The 19,835-nt window shown below is 71.9% G+C and carries 24 protein-coding genes and 1 tRNA gene; 9 read left to right on the top strand and 16 right to left on the bottom strand.

Annotated features, from left to right (window positions below):
• Nucleotides 1–2: 2 nt before the first annotated feature.
• From F7Q99_RS34050 to F7Q99_RS42040, 6 genes are all read right to left on the bottom strand, one after another.
• A complete protein-coding gene (locus F7Q99_RS34050) occupies nucleotides 3–1,466 on the bottom strand; it encodes a proton-conducting transporter transmembrane domain-containing protein (RefSeq protein ID WP_153469016.1) in 1,464 nt (487 codons plus the stop codon).
• Nucleotides 1,466–2,125: a hypothetical protein gene (locus F7Q99_RS34045; protein WP_153469013.1), complete on the bottom strand. Its 660-nt coding sequence runs from the start codon at nucleotides 2,123–2,125 to the stop codon at nucleotides 1,466–1,468. Before F7Q99_RS34045 ends, F7Q99_RS34050 begins: the two co-directional genes overlap by 1 nt.
• Before the next feature lie 29 nt (nucleotides 2,126–2,154).
• Nucleotides 2,155–3,108 carry a respiratory chain complex I subunit 1 family protein gene (locus tag F7Q99_RS34040; protein ID WP_326847459.1) on the bottom strand — a complete coding sequence of 318 codons (954 nt, stop codon included), beginning with the start codon at nucleotides 3,106–3,108 and terminating at the stop codon, nucleotides 2,155–2,157.
• Nucleotides 3,105–5,126, bottom strand: coding sequence for a proton-conducting transporter transmembrane domain-containing protein (locus F7Q99_RS34035; RefSeq protein WP_326847458.1), 2,022 nt, complete (start codon nucleotides 5,124–5,126; stop codon nucleotides 3,105–3,107). Before F7Q99_RS34035 ends, F7Q99_RS34040 begins: the two co-directional genes overlap by 4 nt.
• Nucleotides 5,123–5,605 carry an NADH-quinone oxidoreductase subunit B family protein gene (locus tag F7Q99_RS34030; protein WP_153469606.1) on the bottom strand — a complete coding sequence of 161 codons (483 nt, stop codon included), beginning with the start codon at nucleotides 5,603–5,605 and terminating at the stop codon, nucleotides 5,123–5,125. Before F7Q99_RS34030 ends, F7Q99_RS34035 begins: the two co-directional genes overlap by 4 nt.
• 499 nt (nucleotides 5,606–6,104) lie before the next feature.
• Nucleotides 6,105–6,245: a hypothetical protein gene (locus tag F7Q99_RS42040; RefSeq protein ID WP_230211141.1), complete on the bottom strand. Its 141-nt coding sequence runs from the start codon at nucleotides 6,243–6,245 to the stop codon at nucleotides 6,105–6,107.
• A gap of 484 nt (nucleotides 6,246–6,729) precedes the next feature.
• On the opposite strand from F7Q99_RS42040, the gene F7Q99_RS34020 reads away from it, so the two are divergent.
• On the top strand, nucleotides 6,730–7,218 hold the full coding sequence (locus F7Q99_RS34020; RefSeq protein WP_153469011.1) for an ATP-binding protein: 489 nt from the start codon (nucleotides 6,730–6,732) through the stop codon (nucleotides 7,216–7,218).
• A 143-nt stretch (nucleotides 7,219–7,361) separates the two neighbouring features.
• Here the strand turns inward: F7Q99_RS34020 and F7Q99_RS34015 are convergent, their stop codons facing one another.
• The 4 genes from F7Q99_RS34015 to F7Q99_RS34000 form a co-directional block, all read right to left on the bottom strand.
• A complete protein-coding gene (locus F7Q99_RS34015) occupies nucleotides 7,362–7,754 on the bottom strand; it encodes an ArsR/SmtB family transcription factor (RefSeq protein WP_326847457.1) in 393 nt (130 codons plus the stop codon).
• Between the two features lie 70 nt (nucleotides 7,755–7,824).
• Nucleotides 7,825–8,172 carry an STAS domain-containing protein gene (locus F7Q99_RS34010; protein ID WP_326847456.1) on the bottom strand — a complete coding sequence of 116 codons (348 nt, stop codon included), beginning with the start codon at nucleotides 8,170–8,172 and terminating at the stop codon, nucleotides 7,825–7,827.
• A 326-nt stretch (nucleotides 8,173–8,498) separates the two neighbouring features.
• Complete coding sequence (locus tag F7Q99_RS34005; protein ID WP_230211140.1) at nucleotides 8,499–8,828, bottom strand: hypothetical protein; 330 nt, start codon at nucleotides 8,826–8,828, stop codon at nucleotides 8,499–8,501.
• A 99-nt stretch (nucleotides 8,829–8,927) separates the two neighbouring features.
• The gene (locus F7Q99_RS34000) at nucleotides 8,928–9,563 is read right to left on the bottom strand and encodes a LysE family translocator (RefSeq protein ID WP_326847455.1); all 636 of its coding nucleotides are present in this window, start codon (nucleotides 9,561–9,563) and stop codon (nucleotides 8,928–8,930) included.
• A gap of 217 nt (nucleotides 9,564–9,780) precedes the next feature.
• Between F7Q99_RS34000 and F7Q99_RS33995 the strand changes: the two genes are divergently transcribed.
• Nucleotides 9,781–10,878: an ArsR/SmtB family transcription factor gene (locus F7Q99_RS33995; RefSeq protein WP_153469005.1), complete on the top strand. Its 1,098-nt coding sequence runs from the start codon at nucleotides 9,781–9,783 to the stop codon at nucleotides 10,876–10,878.
• A gap of 167 nt (nucleotides 10,879–11,045) precedes the next feature.
• Nucleotides 11,046–11,117, top strand: a tRNA-Glu gene (locus F7Q99_RS33990).
• A gap of 79 nt (nucleotides 11,118–11,196) precedes the next feature.
• Here the strand turns inward: F7Q99_RS33990 and F7Q99_RS33985 are convergent.
• Both F7Q99_RS33985 and F7Q99_RS33980 read right to left on the bottom strand, forming a co-directional pair.
• Nucleotides 11,197–12,210, bottom strand: coding sequence for a tyrosinase family protein (locus tag F7Q99_RS33985; RefSeq protein ID WP_153469002.1), 1,014 nt, complete (start codon nucleotides 12,208–12,210; stop codon nucleotides 11,197–11,199).
• A gap of 1 nt (nucleotide 12,211) precedes the next feature.
• Nucleotides 12,212–12,559: a hypothetical protein gene (locus F7Q99_RS33980; protein WP_153468999.1), complete on the bottom strand. Its 348-nt coding sequence runs from the start codon at nucleotides 12,557–12,559 to the stop codon at nucleotides 12,212–12,214.
• Between the two features lie 281 nt (nucleotides 12,560–12,840).
• On the opposite strand from F7Q99_RS33980, the gene F7Q99_RS33975 reads away from it, so the two are divergent.
• The 3 genes from F7Q99_RS33975 (at nucleotide 12,841) to F7Q99_RS33965 (ending at nucleotide 15,233) form a co-directional block, all read left to right on the top strand.
• Complete coding sequence (locus F7Q99_RS33975) at nucleotides 12,841–13,080, top strand: hypothetical protein (RefSeq protein WP_153468996.1); 240 nt, start codon at nucleotides 12,841–12,843, stop codon at nucleotides 13,078–13,080.
• Between the two features lie 951 nt (nucleotides 13,081–14,031).
• Nucleotides 14,032–14,991 carry an alpha/beta hydrolase gene (locus tag F7Q99_RS40625; RefSeq protein ID WP_195911366.1) on the top strand — a complete coding sequence of 320 codons (960 nt, stop codon included), beginning with the start codon at nucleotides 14,032–14,034 and terminating at the stop codon, nucleotides 14,989–14,991.
• A gap of 95 nt (nucleotides 14,992–15,086) precedes the next feature.
• Entirely contained in the window at nucleotides 15,087–15,233 is a 147-nt protein-coding gene (locus tag F7Q99_RS33965) for a hypothetical protein (protein ID WP_153468991.1), read from the top strand.
• A gap of 13 nt (nucleotides 15,234–15,246) precedes the next feature.
• Here the strand turns inward: F7Q99_RS33965 and F7Q99_RS33960 are convergent, their stop codons facing one another.
• On the bottom strand, nucleotides 15,247–15,711 hold the full coding sequence (locus F7Q99_RS33960; protein ID WP_153468988.1) for a pyridoxamine 5'-phosphate oxidase family protein: 465 nt from the start codon (nucleotides 15,709–15,711) through the stop codon (nucleotides 15,247–15,249).
• Nucleotides 15,712–15,719: 8 nt separating this feature from the next.
• A complete protein-coding gene (locus F7Q99_RS33955) occupies nucleotides 15,720–16,448 on the bottom strand; it encodes a sigma 54 modulation/S30EA ribosomal C-terminal domain-containing protein (RefSeq protein ID WP_153468985.1) in 729 nt (242 codons plus the stop codon).
• Nucleotides 16,449–16,657: 209 nt separating this feature from the next.
• On the opposite strand from F7Q99_RS33955, the gene F7Q99_RS33950 reads away from it, so the two are divergent.
• Nucleotides 16,658–17,881, top strand: a complete 1,224-nt coding sequence (locus F7Q99_RS33950) for an IS4 family transposase (protein ID WP_326847156.1) — start codon at nucleotides 16,658–16,660, stop codon at nucleotides 17,879–17,881.
• On the opposite strand, the gene F7Q99_RS42035 is transcribed toward F7Q99_RS33950, so the two are convergent.
• Nucleotides 17,784–18,227: a helix-turn-helix domain-containing protein gene (locus tag F7Q99_RS42035; protein WP_407697902.1), complete on the bottom strand. Its 444-nt coding sequence runs from the start codon at nucleotides 18,225–18,227 to the stop codon at nucleotides 17,784–17,786. The genes F7Q99_RS33950 and F7Q99_RS42035 overlap by 98 nt on opposite strands.
• Nucleotides 18,228–18,476: 249 nt before the next feature.
• Entirely contained in the window at nucleotides 18,477–18,692 is a 216-nt protein-coding gene (locus F7Q99_RS33945; protein WP_153468982.1) for a helix-turn-helix transcriptional regulator, read from the bottom strand.
• A 57-nt stretch (nucleotides 18,693–18,749) separates the two neighbouring features.
• Here F7Q99_RS33945 and F7Q99_RS33940 point away from each other — a divergent pair, with 57 nt between their 5' ends.
• Nucleotides 18,750–18,890 carry a hypothetical protein gene (locus F7Q99_RS33940; RefSeq protein ID WP_153468979.1) on the top strand — a complete coding sequence of 47 codons (141 nt, stop codon included), beginning with the start codon at nucleotides 18,750–18,752 and terminating at the stop codon, nucleotides 18,888–18,890.
• A 42-nt stretch (nucleotides 18,891–18,932) separates the two neighbouring features.
• Entirely contained in the window at nucleotides 18,933–19,715 is a 783-nt protein-coding gene (locus F7Q99_RS33935; RefSeq protein ID WP_153468976.1) for a TetR/AcrR family transcriptional regulator, read from the top strand.
• Nucleotides 19,716–19,835: the final 120 nt, after the last annotated feature.

Here is a 19,835-nt window from a genome sequence, read left to right as displayed (position 1 = left end):
GCTCAGTGGCCTCCGATCGCGGCAGCGGCGTCGAGCAGGTCGCCGAGCGGGGCGACGGTGATGCCGAGCGCGGCGCACACGGCGAGTCCGGCGGCGAGCGGCAGCCAGACGCTCACGCCGGATCGGGCAGGGGCGGCGTCGGGAACAGGCCCTGCGCCGAGCAGCATGCGGGCACCGCGCCCGGCGATCGCGGCGAACGCGATCAGCACCAGCACCAGGGCGACGGCGACGACCCAGCCGAGCCCGGCGTTGAACCCGGCGCGGGCGATGCCGAGTTCGGAGGCGAAGAGGCTGAACGGCGGCAGCGCGAGCAGCGCGAGCAGGGCGAGGCCGAAGGCGGCGCCGAGCGCGGGTGCTCGGCCGAGCAGCCCGCGGACGCGCCCGATCCGGGTGGTGCCGGCCAGGTGCAGCAGGTGACCGGAAGAGCAGAACGCGACGCCCTTGGCGAGCCCGTGGCCGGCCATGTGCAGCAGCAGGGCGGCGGTGGCGAGCCGGGTGCCGATTGCCGCGGCGAGGGCGATCAGGCCCATGTGTTCCATGCTGGAGTAGGCGAGCATGCGTTTGTAGTCGCGCTGGGCCAGCAGCAGGGCCGCTGCCAGCGCGAGCGTGACGAGCGCCACCGCGACCAGGAGCACGCGGGCGAAGCCGGTGCCGAGTGCCGCGTCCGCGATCACCTTGTGGCGCAGGACCGCGGTGAAGGCCACCGCGAGCAGCACGCCGGACATCAACGCGGAGACGGGGGCCGGGGCTTGGCTGTGCGCGTCCGGCAGCCAGGCGTGCAGCGGGACGAGCCCGGCCTTCGCGCCGAAGCCGAGGACGGCGAGCGCGGTGCCGAGCCGCAGGGTCGGGTGGTCGAGCCGGTCCGCGTGGGCCGCGAGGGTGGGCCAGTCAAGGGCGCGGGACTCGGGGATGCCGGCGTGCCGGGCCGCGTAGTAGACCAGCACCGTGCCCAGGAAGGCGAGCGCGATGCCGACCGAGCAGATCACCACGTACTTCCAGGCGGCCTCGACACCGGCCCGGGTCCGGTGGTGGCCTACCAGGAAGGCGGTGACGATGGTGGTGGCCTCGATCGCGACCCAGAGCACGCCGAGGTTGACGGTGAGCGTGGCCAGGGCCATCGCGGCGAGGAAGAGGTGGACGAGGACGCCGTAGCGGCGGGCGGAGACGGGGTCCGTCCGTTCGGCGGCGAGGTACGCCGGGCTGGCGGCGCAGGCCAGTGCGCCGACCGCGCCGATGCCGAGCAGGATCCACACGGTCAGGGCGTCGGCGCGCAGCAGGCCGTCGTACGCGGTGGCCGGGCCGCGCGTGGGCACCCGGGCGGCGAGAGCGGTGGCGCAGGCGAGGATGGCGGCGGGGGAGAGCAGTCCGGCCCACGCGGTGGTGCGGCGCCAGCCGAGTGCGGCGTAGCCGGCGGCGACGGCGAGCGGTGCGGCGGCGGGTGCGGTGAGGAGGAGGGCGTCGGGCATCAGTCGTGCAGCTCCCGCAGGTCGTCGAGGTCGGTGCCGCCGAAGGCCGCGCGCATCCGCGCGGTGAGCACCTGGAGGACCAGAGCGGCGAACAACACGTCGAAGGAGACGCCGAGTTCGACGATGAGCGGCACGCCGGAGGCGGCCAGGAAGGCGACCGCGGTGATGCCGTTGTCCACCAGCAGGAAGCCGGTCACCTGGGAGAGCGCGCGGCGGCGGGTGACGAGCGCGAAGAAGCCGATCAGCACGACCGCGAGCCCGACCGGCAGCGCGCGGGTGGCGGGCGAGGGCGCGAGCTCGGTGAGCGGCCGGGCGACGGCGTAGGCGAGGAGGGTCAGCGCGGCGGCGGCGAGCAGCGAGGCCGCGACGTTGACCAGCGGCTCGGTCTCGGCGCTTTCGCCGCCGGCGACCAGGGCGCGCCGCATGAGGCGGGGGAGCAACCCGGCGCGCAGGACGGCGACGAGCACGGCGACCCCGAGCAGGTCCCACCGGTGCTCGTGCCGGGCGAGCAGCGCGGCGATCGCCGCGAGGGCGAGCCCCTGGGCGGCGAACACCCTGACCATGGCGGCGAGTTCGCGGCGCCACAGGACCAGGACGGCGGCCAGCAGGAAGATCCCGCAGGCGAGGTCGAGGAGTTGGGTGAACAGGCCCTCACTCATCCGCCACCTCGTTTCGGTCGTTCATCGTGTCACTCCCCGGTGAGGAAGTAGGAAGCGGCGACGGCGAGCAGCGCCAACAGGAAGGAGCCGGTGAGCAGCTCGGGAACCCGGAAGAGCCGGATCTTCGCCCACCACACCTCGGCGGCGGCCAACGCCGTACCGAGCACCGCCACCTTGGCCGCGAGCAGGACGAGGGCGAGCAGGAGCGAGGCCGGCGAGCCCGTGGTGGCGATGCCCCAGGGCGTGAACAGGGCGGTCAGCAGGCCGAGCAGGACGGTGAGCCGCAGCTGGGCGCCGAGTTCGATCAGGGCGAGATCGGGGCCGGAGTACTCCAGCACCATCGCCTCGTGGATCATCGTCAGCTCCAGGTGGGTGGACGGGTTGTCGACGGGCAGCCTTCCGGTCTCGGCGATGGTGACGGCCGCGAGGGCGACGGCGGCGAGCAGACCGGTGGGGGTGGCGAGTCGGGCGGGGTCGTGGACGGCGCCGGAGACGATGTCGGCGAGGTTGGTGGAATCGGCGGGGATGGACAGTGCGAACACCGACATCAGCAGGGTCGGTTCGACCAGCGCCGTCACCGTCATCTCGCGGCTGGCGCCCATGCCGCCGAAGGCGGTACCCGTGTCCAGGCCGGCCAGGGCGAGGGAGACGGTGCCGAGGGCGAGCAGCGCGACCACCACGATCAGGTCCGCGTACCCGCTGACCGGGGTGCGGGTGGAGGCGAGCGGGACCAGGGCGGCGACGACCAGGGCGGTGGCGACCAGGACCAGCGGCGCGGCCCGGAAGGCCGATCCGGTGCCGCCGGCCGTGACCGGCTGTTTGCGCAGTTGCTTGCGCAGGTCCCGCCAGGGCTGTCCGATGCCGGGGCCGGCCCGCCCTTCGAGCCGGGCGCGGACCTGGCGCATCAGCCCGGCCAGCCAGGGCGCCCCCGCCGTGACCAGGACGACCTGGGCGGCGACGGCCACGGTGCCGGTCGCGTTCACCGGGCCACCGCCAGGACGAGCAGCAGGGCGACCAGCGTGGCGAAGCCGTACCCGAGGTAGCGGTGGACGCTCCCGTCGGCGAGCCCGCGGGCGGCCCGTCCGGCCCGGGCGAGCAGGTGCAGCACCGGGAGGTAGAGGCGGTGCTCGATCCGGTCGGGCACCTTGCGCTGGTAGCGCACCCGCTCGACCAGGTAGGCGGATTCGCGCACGGGCGTGACCTCGACGTCCTGCTCGGGTGCGAGGACGTCGTCGAAGACGCGCTGCAGTGGTTCGGCGAACGAGGTGGCGGTGTATTCCATCCGCGCGGTGGGCGCACCGGCCCCGCAGTCCCACAGCGGCGCGTCGACCCGGCGCGGGGCACGGGCGGCGGCGCGTACGAGCAGCAGGACCACGGCGCCGGCCGCCACGAGCGCGGCGGCGATCCAGAGCGGGGCCAGCCGGCCGGACAGCTGGGTCAGCCGCAGTTGCAGCTCGCCACCGCCAAGTGGCCTGGAAACTTGCACTCCTGATGCTTCGACAGCTCGATCCAGCCCGTCGGCGAGCGCGCCCGGCAGCAGGGCGAGGCCGACACAGGCGGCCGCACACAGCCCCATTCCCGCGAGCATCGGCCGCGGACTCTCCACCGCCCGCTCGGCGGCAACGCTGCGCGGCCGGGCGAAGAAGCCCACGCCGAGCGCCTTGACGAACGCTGCCGCGGCCAGACCGGCGGCGAGCGCGATGGCGGCGATGGCCACCGGCAGCACGACAGCCGTGGCGGCCCCGGGCACCGCGAGCCCGTGGATCAGCGACTGGAGCAGCAGCCACTCGCTGATGAATCCATTGCCCGGGGGCAGGGCGAGCGCGCCCAGCGCACCGAGCGCGAACAGGGCGGTGGTGTACGGCATCCGCGGGCGCAGTCCGCCGAGTGCGTCCAGGTCCCGGGTGCCGGTGGCATGCAGGACGGAGCCCGCCGCGCCGAACAGCAGGGCCTTGAACGCGGCGTGGTTGACCACGTGCAGCAGGGCGGCCGCCAGACCGAGTGCGGCCGGCGCGGGGTTGCCGCCCGCCTCGAACAGCAGCGCCGCGCCCACCCCGATCAGCACCAGGCCGAGGTTCTCGCTCGTCGAGTAGGCCAACAGGCGCTTGAGGTCGGTGGCCACGGCGGCCTGGACGATCCCGTACACCACTGTGACCGCGCCGAGCGCCAGCGTCAGCACTCCCCACCAGCGCGGGCCGCCGCCCAGGAGATCGAAGCCGACCCGGATCACGCCGTACGCGCCGAGGTTCACCATGGCCGCGCTCATCAGCGCCGAGACGTGGCTGGGGGCCTCGGGGTGGGCGCGGGGCAGCCAGGCGTGCAGGGGCACCATGCCGGCCTTTGATCCGAAGGCGACCAGCGAGAGCACAAAGACCGTTCCTCGTACGGAAGGTGACAGTCCGTCGGCAGAGGAGCGCAGCACGGGAAAGGTCTCGCCGCCCGCCCGGGCCGCGAACAGCACCAGAGCGATCAGCAGGGCCACCAGTCCGAGGTGGGTCATCACCGCGTACCAGACGCCGGCCTCCCGGACCGAGGCCCGCCGCCGGTGCTCGGCCACCACAAGCAGCAGCGAGGCCGCCGCCATCAGCTCCCAGAGCAGCAGGAAGGTCGAGACGGCAGCGCCGGCCGGAACCATGACCAACGTCCAGGCGAACAACGGCAGCACGGCCTGGACGCCTCGCCCGGTGAGGCCGTGCCGGGTGTAGCCGATCCCGTAGACCGCGGCGGCGACGATCACGCCCCCGGACACCGCGACGAACAGCCCGGACAGGGCGTCCATCGCGAGGTGCATCCCGGCCAGCGGCAGCAGGTCCGGAAAGGACGCCGCCCAGCGCTGCCCGCCCAGTGCGGCAACACCCGCGACCAGGCCGGCGGCGCCCACGCCCGCCGTGCACGCCCCGACCGCTGCCGGACGGGCGCGCTCGGGCAGCACCAGCCCGCAGGCGGCGCCGCCCGTGGCCAGGGCGCTCGCCGCCGCCAGCGCGGGAGCGATCGCGCTCACCGCCCGGTCACCCGGCGCAGCGCCGCGACGATCGCCGCCGGCTCCGGCGGGCAGCCGGGCACCTCCAGGTCCACGGGCACGATGTCGGCCACCGCGCCCGCGACGCCGTAAGCCCCGGCGAACAGGCCGCAGTTGATCGCGCAGTCGCCGACCGCCACCACGACGCGCGGCTCGGGCACAGCGTCGTAGGTGCGGCGCAGCGGGTCGGCCATGTTCCGGGTCACCGGGCCGGTGACCAGCAGCACGTCGGCGTGGCGCGGGGAGGCGACCAGTCGGGCCCCGTACCGCTCGGCGTCGTACACCGGGCCGAACGCGCCGCCGATCTCGATCTCGCAGCCGTTGCACGACCCGGCGTCGACGTGGCGCACCTGCGCCGAGCCGCGTAACGCACGGGCGGCGGGCGGGGTTTCGCCCTCGGGGCGCGGCGGTGCCGGCTCGGCGACCCGGCCGACCTCGCGGATCCTGCGCAGCAGATCCATCACGGACCTCTCCGTCTCGACGCACGTCTCGGGTTGTGCTGTCCGGGGTTCGGCGGTCCGGCCGAGGGGCCTGACGGCCTGCCAGAACGGCGGCGCGCACTGCGGGCAGCACCCTTCCGCCAGCCTTTCGCGGCCGGTGCGGAGAGTGCCCGTCCCGTTACGGCGAGAGACTATAGACCTGTTGGTGAGCCTCCGGAAACGTCGACGAGATGAAGCCGCCTGCCGCCGCCTCCGGGGCACCACGTCCGGGGGCGGCGACAGGCGCGAGGCCCCCATCGGCCGACGTCGGCCTCGGGAGGGTGGGGCGTCCGGGGTGTTCGCGGCGTTCCCGCTGGCCCGAGCCGTGGAGCACAACTTCCACGGCGCCGGGTCCGAGTGCCTGCCGTCCCGTCGCGAACCGTCCGGTGGGTACGCGCCCACTCGCCCGTCGCCTCGCAGTTGCGTATGTTAGCAACTGATCAGGTCGTCATGCTCCCGTGTGTCGCTGATCAGGGCTTTGTCACACCAGGAGGTTCGCCTTGATCGACCTCGCCCGGTGGCGGGCCATGGCCAGGTTGGCGCGGTGCCGGTCGAGGATCAGGTAGAGGAACAGCCGGCCCGCGCGAGGTCGGTGGCCGTAGCGCCCGCCAGCGCGAATCAATGCCGCCCGCGCGGCCGCGAGTACCGAGTGTCATACCGCTCCCGGAGTCGACCAGCGCCGCCCCGAGTGCGCGTCGATGGCCATCGCCTCCTCGAGAGCCGCCTCGACGTCGACCATGCATCCTCCCGATCTCCTGAACTGCCCGGCGGGCGGCCGGGCAGACCGCCAGCGATTCGTGCGCCGAGCGTAGGAGCGAGGCCGGTTTCGTCCGTCCGGAAGACTGCTACTGATCGGAAGAGATCGTCATTGTCTGAATCAATCACCTATGAAAATGCCGAGTTGAAAAATTCTTCATGTCACTCCATGATGTCGAGCTGTCCGACCGGCACGGAGCGCCGACGGCCCTCCCCGGCGGAGCGGTCGGATACGGGAGGGGAAGCGGTGGCGGAGGTCTTCGAACAGAAGCTGCGCAGGAGGCAGCTGCTGGCCGAACTGCGAGAAGCCTCAGGGAGGTTCCAGACGTGATCACGGTCAAGGGGCCTCGGTGAGTCGACGCTGGCGGGACCGCCGCCGGCACGACCCGGCTGTCCCCGTGCCGGCCGAGCGGGCCGACGGAGGCCGGCGCTATCGGATGAGTCTGGCGAGCAGCTGGGCCGCCGCCAAGGTCGTTCGCAGGATCACGGTGACCGTCCTCACCTCCTGGCGCGTGCCACCGGGATCCACCGTCCACGACGCAGCCGTCTTCGCGGTCACCGAGCTCACCACCAATGTCGTCCGGCATGCCGCACCACAGTCCCCGTTCTTCGAACTGCTGCTCACCGTCACCGACAGCCATGTCGAGGTCGGCGTCCGGGACAGCCACCCGGGCCTGGTCGAGCACCCCGAACCGGGGGCGGTGGGCGGCCTGGCCGTCGTCGCCGACCTCGCCCACCACCTCGGCGGCGCGCTGGCCATCCGCCCCGACCCCGGCGGTGGGAGGACCGTGTGCGTCCTGCTGCCTCTTGCCCCGCCTCTCGGCCACCGACGACACTGAACCGGCCGGGATCGGCCCTGCGCCGATACGAGCCGGAACCGGTGGCCACGTCCGGGCTGATCCGCGCGACATGGTTCATGGCGTACTGCGCGTGCACTGACCGCCGCATTCCGGCGCGCCCCGTTGTGCGACCGCGCCAGGGGCTACGACCGGCGCTGTGTGGGGCCGGTATCGGTACGGAGTTCGTCGAGGAGCCCGGCTTGGTCGGTCAGAAGCGTGCCGAGGATGGAGCGGGCAACCGCCAGCAGATCGGCGACCTCGGGGGTGGTGAGGCGGTAGAAGACGGACGCGCCCTCCCGACGGGAGAGCACCAGCCCGGTGCGGCGCAGGATCGCGAGCTGCTGCGACAGATGGGCGGCTTCGACCCCGACCTCGGGAAGCAGTTCAGCGACGGCCTGCTCGCCGTCGCTGAGCAGCTCCAGGACCCGGATGCGGACGGGGTGGCCGAGCGTCTTGAAGAACTCGGCCTTGCGCTGGTACAGCGGCACGGTGACGACCGACGGCTGTCGCGGGGCGTCGGCACTCACCGGGCTCACGCTTCCCCTCCGGCGCTGGTCAGGCAGGACATCATCACGTGTGACTCTAGCAATTCCGCCCGCACATAGATCAACTCGCCGCTATGGCGGTGACCGCTGCGGCGATGTCCGGATAGAGACGGATCAAGCCGAGGCCGTGAGAGGTGAGCAGCAGCGGCGCGCTCCGCTCACCCAAGCCGCAGACCGCGAGCGGGCCCTGCTCCGGAGCGAGGAGAGCAGCCGCATGCACGATGGCCCCCTCGCCGCCGTTGCTCCAGCCTCGGAGCGCAGCGAGGTCGAGGACGATGGGCCCGGCGCACCGGGCGCGGATCCAGTCGAACGCACCGGCAAACCGGTGGACGGCCTCGTCACCGAGGAACCCGGACATGTGCACCAGGCCGATGCCGTCGCCCTGCTCCAGCTCCCATTGGATGCTCACCGCCACCCCTTTTCCGCACACGCGGGGCGGCGGTGAGCCAAGGCGAGGCCCCGACGACCCATCGGTGGCTGGGATCCGGGACGCCCGAGCCGCGTCCGCAGACCCCGCCCTCTTGCCACTGGACGCCCCAAGGCATCCAGCACCACGAACGGAGCGAGCGGCACCTGCACACGCCGGCGCGGTGAGATACGCATCCCGATTCCCTTCCTCGCAGTTGCCAATCTTAGCAACTGCTAAGGTTTGAACTGTTGCGGCCCGCCGGAAGCGGCCGTACCAGGGCGGCCGCTCCGGAACCGACGCCGGCGCGGCCGCCCAGCCCTGGAGCGTCAGCGAACGGGGCCCGGCAGTGCGGTGCCGACTCGCTCGCGGACGGCCTCGACCGCTTCCCACTCGGCCGCGCTCAGGGCGGCGAGGGCGGCTGGGAAGACTCCGTCCTGTTCCTTGAGGATGTGCTCCCGCAGCAGCCCGAGGACGTCCAGCAGGCGCTGCGGCCAGGTCGGGTCGGCGGGGACGGTGCCGGTGGCTTCGCCGAGGACGGCCTCGATCCGGTGGGGCCGGACATCTGTGCCGACTTCGAGGACGTGGTCGCGCAGCTGCTCGCGCGCGCCGAAGAGGGCTGACGTAGCGATGGCGGACGGCCGCGGGGACAAGTTCACCCGGCCGTCCGCCTTTCGCTCGCTATGCGGTGGCCAGGCCGGTCATGTCGCGTCCGGCTGGGGAGCGGTCCCACCCGGGGCGGCTCGGGTTAGTGGAAGTCAGTGGCGAGTGGCGGCGACGATGAGCCCGAGACCGATCAGTGCGGTGCCGCCCGCACTGCTGATCATCGCCAGACGGCGGTCGGAGCCGGCGAACCAGGAGCGGGCGGCCGAGGCGCCAAGGGCCCACGAAGTGTCACAGACCAGCCCGATCGTGGCCGGGATCAGGCCGAGGATCATCATCTGGAGCGTGGCACTGCCGGTGCCGTGGTCCACGAACTGTGGCAGGACCGCGGCGAAGAAGACGAGGCCCTTCGGGTTGGTGGCGCCGACGAGGACGCCGTCGAGGACGGTGCGCACATCGCCCCGTGGCTGGACTTTCGTCGCGGTCATGTCCGCGCGCAGCCGGTTGCGGTGGCGGATCGCCTGAACACCGAGGCACACGAGGTAGGCGGATCCGGCGAGCTTCACCGTGGTGAACACCGCGGTCGAGCTCTGAACCACCGGGCCGAGCCCCAGGGCCACGACGATGACCAGGGCGCAGCAGCCGACGAGGTTGCCCAGGACCGTGGCGAGCGCGGTGCGGCGGCCGTGGGCGAGAGCGCGGCCGATGACGAACAGGACGCTCGGTCCGGGGACCACGATCACTACGAAGCACATTGTGGTGAACGCCAGCAGGCTGGATGAGGAAGCCACGGGCCGGTCCTTTCCGGGAACATGTCGGGGCGGTGCCGGAGCGGCACCGTGCGAGTCGCGCTGTGCGTGTGCTCATGCGCGGCCTGCGGCTTTCGACGGGGCGATTCGGGTGAACCCGGCTCTGCGGAACCCGGCAGAGGGGGCCGGCGATGCCTGCTCCCGGTGAGCCTGATGGACACGCCGGGATTCGATCAACTGATTGCGGGATCATGCAATCGTGATTACGTTGCGCTTCAGCGAGACGGCCGAGGAGGCCCTTGCCTTCTCGCTCTCGCCGCTGCTCGAAGCCGTCCATTCCTGGCACGTGCTCACCGCCCCGGGACATCACGCCCTGCACGTGCCCTGGGTGCGGCGGTGCCGCCGGCTGCCGGCTGCGCTTCGCCGACGATTGCGCGAGCACGGCTTCGTGGTGGCCGACTACATCCCGGCCTTCTTCGAAACCCTGGCCGACGACCCGGACGCGGACTTCGACCAGCAGGTCGCGGCAGTGCGCGCGCTGCCGCCCGCGCAGCTGGCCGCCGAACTCGCCCAGACCCTTGTCGACACGACCCGCTTCAACGGACCCGACCTGGTCGCAGACGCCGCCACCCGCGATGCGGCCCTCGCCGCACTCCGCCAGAGCGCTCCTGACACAGCCGCACAACTGAGTGACGTCCTCACCGACCCCCTCCCCGTCCTGGAGGGTGCGCTCACGACGCTCGAGGACTACTGGAGCGCCGCGTTCGCCCCCGAATGGGGACGTCTCGAACCCATCCTCCACAAGGCGATCGCCCACGTCGGACAGCACATCGCCCACCACGGCGTCTTCCCCATGCTCCGCACCCTGGTCCCGCAGATCCGCATCGACCCCGCACAGCGCACCCTGCGCCTGGACCGCCCGCACGACCACGACATCGCGGTCACCCCCGCCCGCCCGGTGACCTTCACGCCCAGCCACTACGTCTGGCCCCACGTGCGCGTCACCTGTGACTCGCCGTGGCCTGTGCGGATCACCTATCCCGCCCTGTCCCTCGCGCCCGCGTCCGCACCCCGGCCCGCCAGCCAGGCAGAAATCCTCACCGCGCTACAGGCCCTGGCAGCCGCCCCACGCCTGCAGATCATCACCTGCCTCGCCAGGCAGAGCCGCAGTACCCAGGAACTCGCCACCCTCCTCGGTCTGTCCCAGTCAGTGGTCTCCCGCCACCTCCAGCAACTGACCCAGGCCGGGCTGACCACCACACGCCGCGAGGGCTACTACGTCCTCTACACCCTCGACCGCACCCGCCTCGACCGAATCGCCGCCGACCTCGCCAGCCTCGCCACACCACACAACTGACCTGCGTCCCGGGGCCGGTGGCCCTGCTCGGCATCGGCCCGGACGAAGCGACCCGTGGCCCCCATGGCTGCCCGGTCCGTGCGGATTTCATCTTTTGATCATCCGCTGATAGGTTTTCCATGTCGGCGGGACGACATCGCGGAAGTGATCGAACCTCAGGCCGTCAGGCGTCGGTGGTGCATTGGTAGCACGCCCACTTTCAGTGGGAAAAGTCTGTTCGATTCAGGCCCGGCGCTCCAACTCGCAGGGGCGGAAGTCGATTTCGACTTCCGCCCCTGTCGGTTTCCGGCCGGTGACGGTTTTTCGGCTGCGACGGCGTCAGGGCAGGACGTCATAGGTGTAGACCGAGGAGATGTCGAGCACCGACCTCGGCGTCGCGGAGGTCCCGAGCGGGGAGACGATCGGGTCGTCGATCCGCTCACCCTTGAACGTCGCCGCCGGGGCGGTCATGTCGGGGACGTAGAGCCGGCCGAAGCGGTTCATCCAGCTCTCCCAGATCCGGTCCACGTTGCAGTGGTGGAGGAAGAACACGGGATCGTTGGGGGAGGTGCCGGGCGCCATGTCGCCGCTGATCCACACGTGCACCTGGTTGTGCATGTGGGGCCCTCGAGGATCCCTCGGGATCCAGCCCTCGAGCAGATTGCGGAAGCCCTGCGAGGCGCTGTTGAAGTTGGGAGTGTCGTAGCGGTCGGCCGGATTGGTGCTGGTGGCCGGTGGCGAGTAGTCGAGCGTGGTCTTGACCTCCCCGCTGGTCGGCAGCGTGGGCCAGTCCGTGGCGAAGAGCCGCTCCAGGCCACGGACGGGGTCGGTCTGAACGGGCATCCCGTTGGGATCACTCTCGATGCGGATGGCGAAGGTGTTCGGATCGGCGGCGTTGAAGGCGAACTTCCCGGTGCTGACCGGTGTGCCGGTGACCGGGTCGCTCTGCCCACCCAGGTAGTCGTCGGTGAAGATGGTGGCGTTGGTCGGCGAGCCGAGGTCGCCGTCGGCCGCCCAGTCCCAGTAGGGAAGCGCGAAGCCCGGCTTGTTCAGAACGCGTTGAAGGTTGCTCTCCAGCAGACTGAGCATCACCCGGTGCCAGGGCAGGAAGATCGGTCCGCGGTGGGCGGCGTTGCGCTTCAGCGGATCCCCGCCCGGCGGGATCGGGGTCATCATGGTCCAGCAGTGCCAGATCACGAACAGGTCGTAGGTGAACACCGGTGCGGGGTTCCCCGGGACGCCGAGCTGGTCGGTGGTGAAGTTGGTCCGTTCCTGCTTGAGCGCGAGGACGCCCTCGATGTAGTCGTCCCGCGCGGTCGCGTCGGTGAGGATGTTCTTCCGGACGACAGGCATCTCACTCGTCCTTCGGGAAGTACTTGGGGAACTTGCGGATCAGCTCGCGGACGGTGTCCAGTGCCGAGGAGAACTGGTAGGCGGGCAGGCCGTGACAGGCCAGGATCCCGTCGTCGTCCACGTCGAGTCCGGCCTTCAGCGGCCGGCCGTCCACGGTGACCTCGTAGGTGGTGACGATCTTGATCTGGTGGCCCTCGAACTCCGCCGTACGGATGGAGGACGATCGGCCGGCATGGTGGTCCGGGCCGCCCATGTGGTCGTGCTCGGGCTTGATGCTCGTCAGGTAGCTCCCGAACGTGTCCGGGTCGGCGGCAGCGGTCAGGTCTGCCGGGGTGATGGTCGGGTCCATGTCCACGTCCCGGGGAAGGTTGCGGTTCCGGCGCTCCGCCGGACTGCGGACGCCGTCCACCTCCCACCATCCCGCCGGGGGTAGACCTCCGCAGCTCAGACGGCCCGACGGCCACGCAGCGCGACCGTTGGGCGAGAGAGGAGGGATTGAGGTGAACGGACGGTGACGGTGAGCCGATGCCGTCACGGTTGGGTCAATCTGAGGGCCGCTCGGGTCAGCCCGTCGGTTTCACCGGGGGGAGCGTGATCACCGGGCCGATCGGGCGGCAGCCCATGTAGGTCATGGCCTGCAGGGGTGGGCAGGAGGCCGAGGTCGGCACAGGAGGCAGCGTCGGCAGTGGCGGCCTCGGCGGCACGGTCCAGTCGGGAACCGCCTTCGCGGCCGGCGCCTTGGGCGGGGCGGGCGCCTGCGGCTCCGACGTGGCCTGCGCAGCTGTGGGCCTGGCCGGGGCCGGCTTCGCGGTCGGAGCCTTGGGGCGGGCGGGCGTCTGCGGCTCCGGGGTGGCCCCCGCTTCCGTCTGAGGATCCGCCGGGGTTTCGGCGGGGGAGGGGCTCTGCTCGGCCGTGGAAGGTGCGGCCGGGGACGGTGCGGTCGGAGCGGGACTCACCGGAGTCGGCGTACCGGGCAAGGCAGTTGACGAAGCCACAGGGCTCGGACCGTCCTCCGGCACGGCCGACGCGGCCCCGTGCGAGCAGACCAGCAGCAGCCCGCTGACGCCGGTTATGCCCAGCAGGCACGCTCCTGCGGCGATGGCGAGGGTACGTCTGCGACCAGGCGACTCCGTGGTCCCCTGCTGCTCGCCCCCACTGCCGTGCATCCGTTCCCGCCCTGCCTGATCTGCCGTCTCAACTGGGCGGATGCTAGCAGAGGGGCGTTCCCTGACCTCCGCCCGCCGCCCGCTGCGACCCATCACCGCTGTGGTGCGTCATGGCCGTTGGACCTGGCCGGACCCGCGGCTTCCGCGCGGCCTGTGCCATGATCGTCTGCCGTCAGGCCGACCACGGGGGATACATGAGTCGAATCAACTGCCCGCAGTGCACAGCTCCGGCTTCTCAACCGTTCGCCGGCGCCTGGAGCGCCGCCTACCCGTGCCTGCGCTGCCACGTCGCCGGGGTTGCGGGTTTCCGTCAACAGCTCGATCGTGCCTGACCTCGCCGCCCGCGATCTTCAACGGGACCGGGCCGAACCCGCCGACGGCGAACCCGCACCCCGCCGGCGAAACCCGCACAGCCAGGCCTGCCCTGCGGTGCGCGCCACCCGGCACCGCTGTTGCCGGCCTGCTGCCGCTGCTCCGGATCGCCGCGTGCCGCCCGTGGCGCTGGGGGCTGTCGTGTTGGTCGCCGGAGCCGGGCCGGCTGGGCGGTCATCAGCTGCATGCACCACATGACCGCGGGCATGTTCACGCGCTTGGACTGTGCGGCGCCTGCCTGCGGCCGCACGTACGAAACCGAACGGCGAAAGGGTCGACAGACATGACCACACATACCGACAACGTCACCGAGCAGCCCTCGGCGGATCCCGTCTACCGTGCGGTGTCGCGGCGACGCCTGCTGCGGCTCGGGGCCGGCGTCGTGGGAGGCGGTGCCCTGCTCGGGGCTGTCGCCGGGGGAGGGGTGCTCGCCGGGTGGCTGCCCGGTGGGGTGGAGCTGAAGAAGGTGTTGGGGCTGACCGGGACGGACGGTACGGTGCCGGACGTGGCGCCGGGAGTGGTGCGCGTCGAGCAGGTGCACTCGGCGGCGCGGGGTCGGGAGGTCACGATGGTGACCATGCTCCCGCCCGGCACTGTGGCGAGCACGAACCTGCCGGTCTGCGTGATGCTGCACGGGCGCGGGAGCGACGCGCAGGGCATGGTGGCGCTGGGGACGCCGCAGTTCCTGGCGGCGGCGGTCAACGGCGGGGTGCCGCCCTTCGCCGTGGTCGCGGTGGACGGCGGCGACGCCACGTACTGGCACCAGCACGCCGCCGGTGACGGCGACGACCCGCAGACGATGCTCCGCGAAGAACTCCCGGGCTGGCTGCACGCCCGCCAACTGCCCACACCGCGGGCCGCGATGGGGATCTCCATGGGCGGTTCGGGCGCCCTGCAGTACGCTGCCGGGCGCACGCAGAGCGGCCGCAACCTCGACGCCGTGGCGCTGCTCAGCCCGGCCGTCTTCCGCACCTGGGCGGACGCCCGCACCACCGGCGGGTACGCCGACGAGGCGGACTGGCAGGCCCACGAGCCGACACTGCGCCTCGACCGGACCCAGGTCGGCACCCTCGGCGTGTGGTGCGGCCAGGAGGACCCGTTCTGCCCTGCCGCCCGCCAGGTCGCGCGGCAGGCGCGAGCGCGAGAGGCGCGGTTCCCCGACGGAGAGCACACGGATGGCTTCTGGCGGCGGGTGATGCCCGACGCGATGTCGCTGCTGGGACACGCGCTCGCCACCACGTGAGAACCGGCGCAGTTGGTCGGCGGTGGCGGTCAGGAACCGGAAGAGCGACGCGGGCTTTTCCCCGGGTGCCGCGTCGAAGAGGGCTCAGTGGCGCCTTGACTGAGGCTGGAGCTCCGCAAGGCGCAGCCTCCAACACCGCGGAGCAGCTGCTCAACCGGCAACGGAGGAGCGGGCTGATCGCGGTGGCGACCTGGTTGGGCTGTCCCGTGATCCTGCTCTTCGCCCTCGGCAACCGGCACTGACCCGCGTCGGAGGTCAGTGCTGCGCCCGGACCAGCCGGAATCCGGTGACCAGGTCGGGGCTGATCCGTACGACGCGGTCCATGGATCCCTCCACCCACGGGGTCAGCAACGACCGGTAGCCGTCGGCCGTCGCGGGGGCGCTGACCAGATGGGCGTAGCCGGTGACGACCACGCTCCAGCCGAGCCGACTGACCGGGTCGATGGCGTCCGCCTCGTAGGCGACGACACCGGGCTCACCGGTGACCGTGTTCGTGAGCGCCGCACCCTCGTGCGTGCGGATGACGATGCTGCCGTCGACGACGACGTGGTTGACCGGACGGATGGCCGGCAGAGCGTGACGGGTGAACACGACGCGTCCGAACGGGGCGCTGCCCAGCAATTGAAGCGCTTCTTCCTCGTCCAGCGGCACCATCTGCCGGGGCACTCGATCGTGCTGCTGGAGGTCCTTCACGGCGCCGTGCACCGCCTCGTCGTTCATCGCGCGGTTCATGCCGCGCCCGCGATCAGGCCGAGGTGGCCGTCGAAGCGCCGGTAGAGGACCCGGCCGCGCCCGGTCTCGGGGTTCGCGAAGAACAGGAACGGCAGTTCGGCGCACACCAGGCGGTCGACGGCCTGCCGCTCCGTCAGGCGAGGCGCGCCGTGCGGGCTGACGGTCAGTGGCACAGCGCCGCGGCGGGGCGGAGCGGCCGCGGTGGTGCGGGCGAGGCGGTAGCCGGTCGGGCCGACGCGGTAGACGACGGCGTCGGTCTCCGTCGCCGGATCGGTGAACAGGTGGATGTCGTAGTCCATCGCGTCCATCGTCCGGGCCGCCGCCTCCGCGGAACACCACACCAGCGTCGGCTCCTTGACCCGCACGATCCGTGGCACGCCGCCCGCCGCGACGGCTGGACCGCGCCGACGTGCCGTCAGGGGCCACGGATGCGGCACCCAGCTCTCGGTAGCGGCCCGGATCCGCCCGCGCAGTGCCTGGGCCATCCGGTCCAGCGACTGGCCGAATTCGGCAGCCGCTTCCTGGACGCGGATGCGGCGGCCGTCGACCTCGGCGTTCACCTGAGCCAGTGCTCCGTCGGCCGCTGTTCCCAGCCGGACCCGCAACGATTCCACCAAGGTACCCACCCCGGCAGTGGCCGTTGCGGCTGCCACCCGGGCACGCGCCTCGGCCAGGATCTCGCCCGGAAGGCCGTCGAACGCCTTCACCGTGATCGCCTCGCCCATTTTCCCGGCCCTTCTGCCAGCTGTCGGCGGACCTCCGTCCACGCGGCGACAAGGATCACGCTTGGCCGAGTGCTGCCACAAGGGCCGAACGACCCCATGTCCGTGATCGGGACCTCGGGCTTCCCCGCGGGCGCGTCACCGGTGAGAACCACCTCTGGGCCTAAACGCAATGCCAGTGACTTTGTGGTCCGTGCCTCGTTGGTTGTGGTGTGGCGAGGGTGGGGCAGGTCAAGTCGCCTGCGGGTGAGCGGTTGTCGGACCGGATCGCGATCGGGGTGCTGACCCAGGCGTTTCCGCCGGGTCTGGTCGATGAGGTGATCGCCGAGACCGGGCGGGGCGAGAAACGCAGCCGTCTGCTGCCGGCGCGGGTGGTCGTGTACTTCGTCCTGGCGATGTGCCTGTTCTTCGGGCAGGGCTATGAAGAGGTCGCCCGGCTGCTGGGTGAGGGGCTCGGGGACGGGCGGCGGTCGTGGCGGGTGCCCACGACCGCCGCGATCGGGCGGGCCCGCCGGCGGCTGGGCCCGGAGCCCTTGCGGCTGCTGTTCGCGCGGGTATGCCGTCCGGTGGTGGTGCCCGGGACGGCGGGTGCCTGGTACCGGCGCTGGCAGCCGGTCGCGGTGGACGGGACCACGCTGGACCTGGCGGACACCGAGGCCAACGACGAGTTCTTCGGCCGGCCGGGATCAGGGCGCGGGAGCGGCGCGTTCCCGCAGGCCAGGCTGGTCGGGCTGGCGGAGTGCGGCACCCACACCGTGTTCGGCGCCGCGTTGGGGCCGCTGTCGGTCAGCGAGCAGACCCTGTCCCGGCAGTTGTTCGCTCACCTGCGGGCGGGGATGCTGCTGCTGGCCGATCGCGGCTTCTACGGGTTCGAGCTGTGGCAGCAGGCGCGGGCCACCGGCGCGGACCTGCTGTGGCGGGTCAAGAAGAACGCGGCGCTGCCGGTGACGCGGGTGCTCGACGACGGCTCCTACCTCAGCACGATCCACGCCGAGCGGGACCGCGGGACGCGCCGCAACCCGGTGACGGTGCGGGTCGTGGAGTACACCCTGGCCCGCACTGGCGAGGCAACCGTCTACCGCCTGGTCACCACCCTCCTGGACCCGAAGGAGGCACCAGCCGCCGAACTCGCGGCACTCTACGTCCAGCGCTGGGAGATCGAGACCACCCTGGACGAGATCAAGACCCACCAGCGCGGCCCCAGGCTCGTCCTGCGCTCCAAGTACCCGTGGGGAGTCGAGCAGGAGGTCTACGGCCTCCTGCTCGTCCACTACGCGATCCGACAGCTGATGCACCAGGCCGCCCTGCACCAGGGCATCGACCCCGACCGGCTGTCCTTCACCCGCAGCCTGCGGGTTGTACGCCGCCAGGTACCCGCCCAGGCGGGACTTTCCCCCCGGCAGACTCGCCAGGGCACTCACCCGCACCCTGGCTGAGATCGCCGAACGCCTGCTGCCCGAACGCCGCCACCGGACCTGCCCCCACGTCATCAAACGCAAGATGTCCAACTGGCCCCTCAAACGCGCCCAACACCGCAACTGGCCACCGCCCCAACCGGCCACCGTCACGATCACCCAGCGGGACACAACTTAAGTCACTGGCATTGGGCCTAAACGTCACACCCTCGCGGGACAGCACCCGGTGGACGAATCCGTACGACGTCCCGTAGCTTTCCGCGATCTCGCGCACCGGGGCGCCCGCCAGGTACATCCGGCGCATGTCCTCCACCACGCTCTGATCCGGCACCTGAGCCAGAGAGTTGCTGCCGCCCCTTGAGGCCATGCTTCTGTATCCCTCCCGTCCGTCGGTGGCACCGAGGCCCGGGCCGCCGTCGACCGCGATGTCGCTCAGGCGACCGCCTCCGTCCACAGCGTGCCGACAGCCGGCTGGCCCTGGATGTCATGGCCTGGTCATTCTGTCGTGGCGCCAGGTGTGGACGACAGGGCCGATCGACCTATTGCCCTGCGGCGGCGGATGGGATCGCCGTCCGGGAGCCCGGCCGCGGCCCGCTGGGGCGGAACCCGCGAGATCCTACAACTGGGGGTGCGTGGAGCCGCCCTCGCCGCGAAGCTCGTCGAGGAGTCGGGCGCGGTCGGTGAGAAGGGTGCCGAGGATGGATCGGGCGACCGTCAGGAGGTCGGCAACCTCGGGGGTGGTGAGGCGGTAGAGGACGGTGGCGCCCTCCCGGCGGGAGGTGACCAGCCCGGTACGGCGCAGGATCGCGAGTTGCTGGGAAGCGGCCGCCACCCGGGGCGGCCGGTCCGGAACCGACGCCGGACCGGCCGCCCCGGCGCAAGGCCAGCCTTGGGGCAGGGCGCGGCCGCCACCGCCCGGGAGTACGCCGCCTGCCTCGACGGCGAGTTGGCCGAGCACCTCCGCGTCTACCTGTTCTGGCTCGACGAACGGCGCCCTCCGAGACCGGCGGACCGGCTGCCGCGACTCTAGACGCTACAGCTGACAGTGTCAGCAAAGTCAAGTGGAGACGGGATGCCCGACCAGCCGCTCACCCGCCGCGAGCGCCAGCGCGAGCAGACGACTGCGGAGATCCTGACCGCCGCCCGGCACCTGCTCGCCGCCGACGGCCCGGCCGCGCTCACCCTGCGCGCCACCGCCCGCGAGGTCGGCATGACCGCACCCGGGGTCTGCCGCTACTTCCCCGACCACCGCGCCCTCGTCCAGGCCGTCGTCGCCGACCTCTACCGCGACCTCGCCGCCGACCTCGAAGCCGCCCGCGATGCCCACGCCGACGCGCCGACCGCGGACCGGCTCGCCGCAGCCGCCCGCGCCCTGCGTCGCTGGTCGCTGGCACATCGCAGCGAGTTCACCCTGCTCTTCGGCAAGCCCATCGCGGACGCCGGAACCGCCCCGGAGGACCCGGCACACGACGCGGGCTGGCGCTTCGGTCAGGTCTTCCTCGGCCTGATGACCCAACTGTGGCGCGAGGGCACCGTTCCCCCGCCCGCCGCCGATGAGTCCGTCCCGGCCTGGTGGACCCAGTACGACGACCTGCGCGAACACCTCACCGACGACATCCCGCTGCCCGTCCTCAACCGCTTCGTCCAGGCCTGGACCCGCATCTACGGCCTCGTCGCCCTGGAGGTCTTCGGTCACCTGGACTTCACCCTCGCCGACCCCGAGCCCTTCTTCGAACAGGCCCTGAGCGACGTACTCACCTCGCGCCGCGCGACCCCGGCTGCCGCGGTGTCAGCCGTCGAGAGCGGGAAGTGGACAGTGCCTACCACCGCGGCGCAGGCGGCGCCGGTGTCGTAGAGGGTACGGAAGCGATCGACGACCGAAAGTCGTCAGCGGTGATCACTCACCCGCCTCGCGCCATCGCCCGTCCGGCCGCATCTGCGTCCCCCGTCGCGCTGAATAACCGGTGCGCCGCCG

This window comes from Streptomyces kaniharaensis (assembly GCF_009569385.1).
GTDB lineage: Bacteria > Actinomycetota > Actinomycetes > Streptomycetales > Streptomycetaceae > Kitasatospora > Kitasatospora kaniharaensis.
This window is presented reverse-complemented; position numbering and strand designations above follow the sequence as displayed.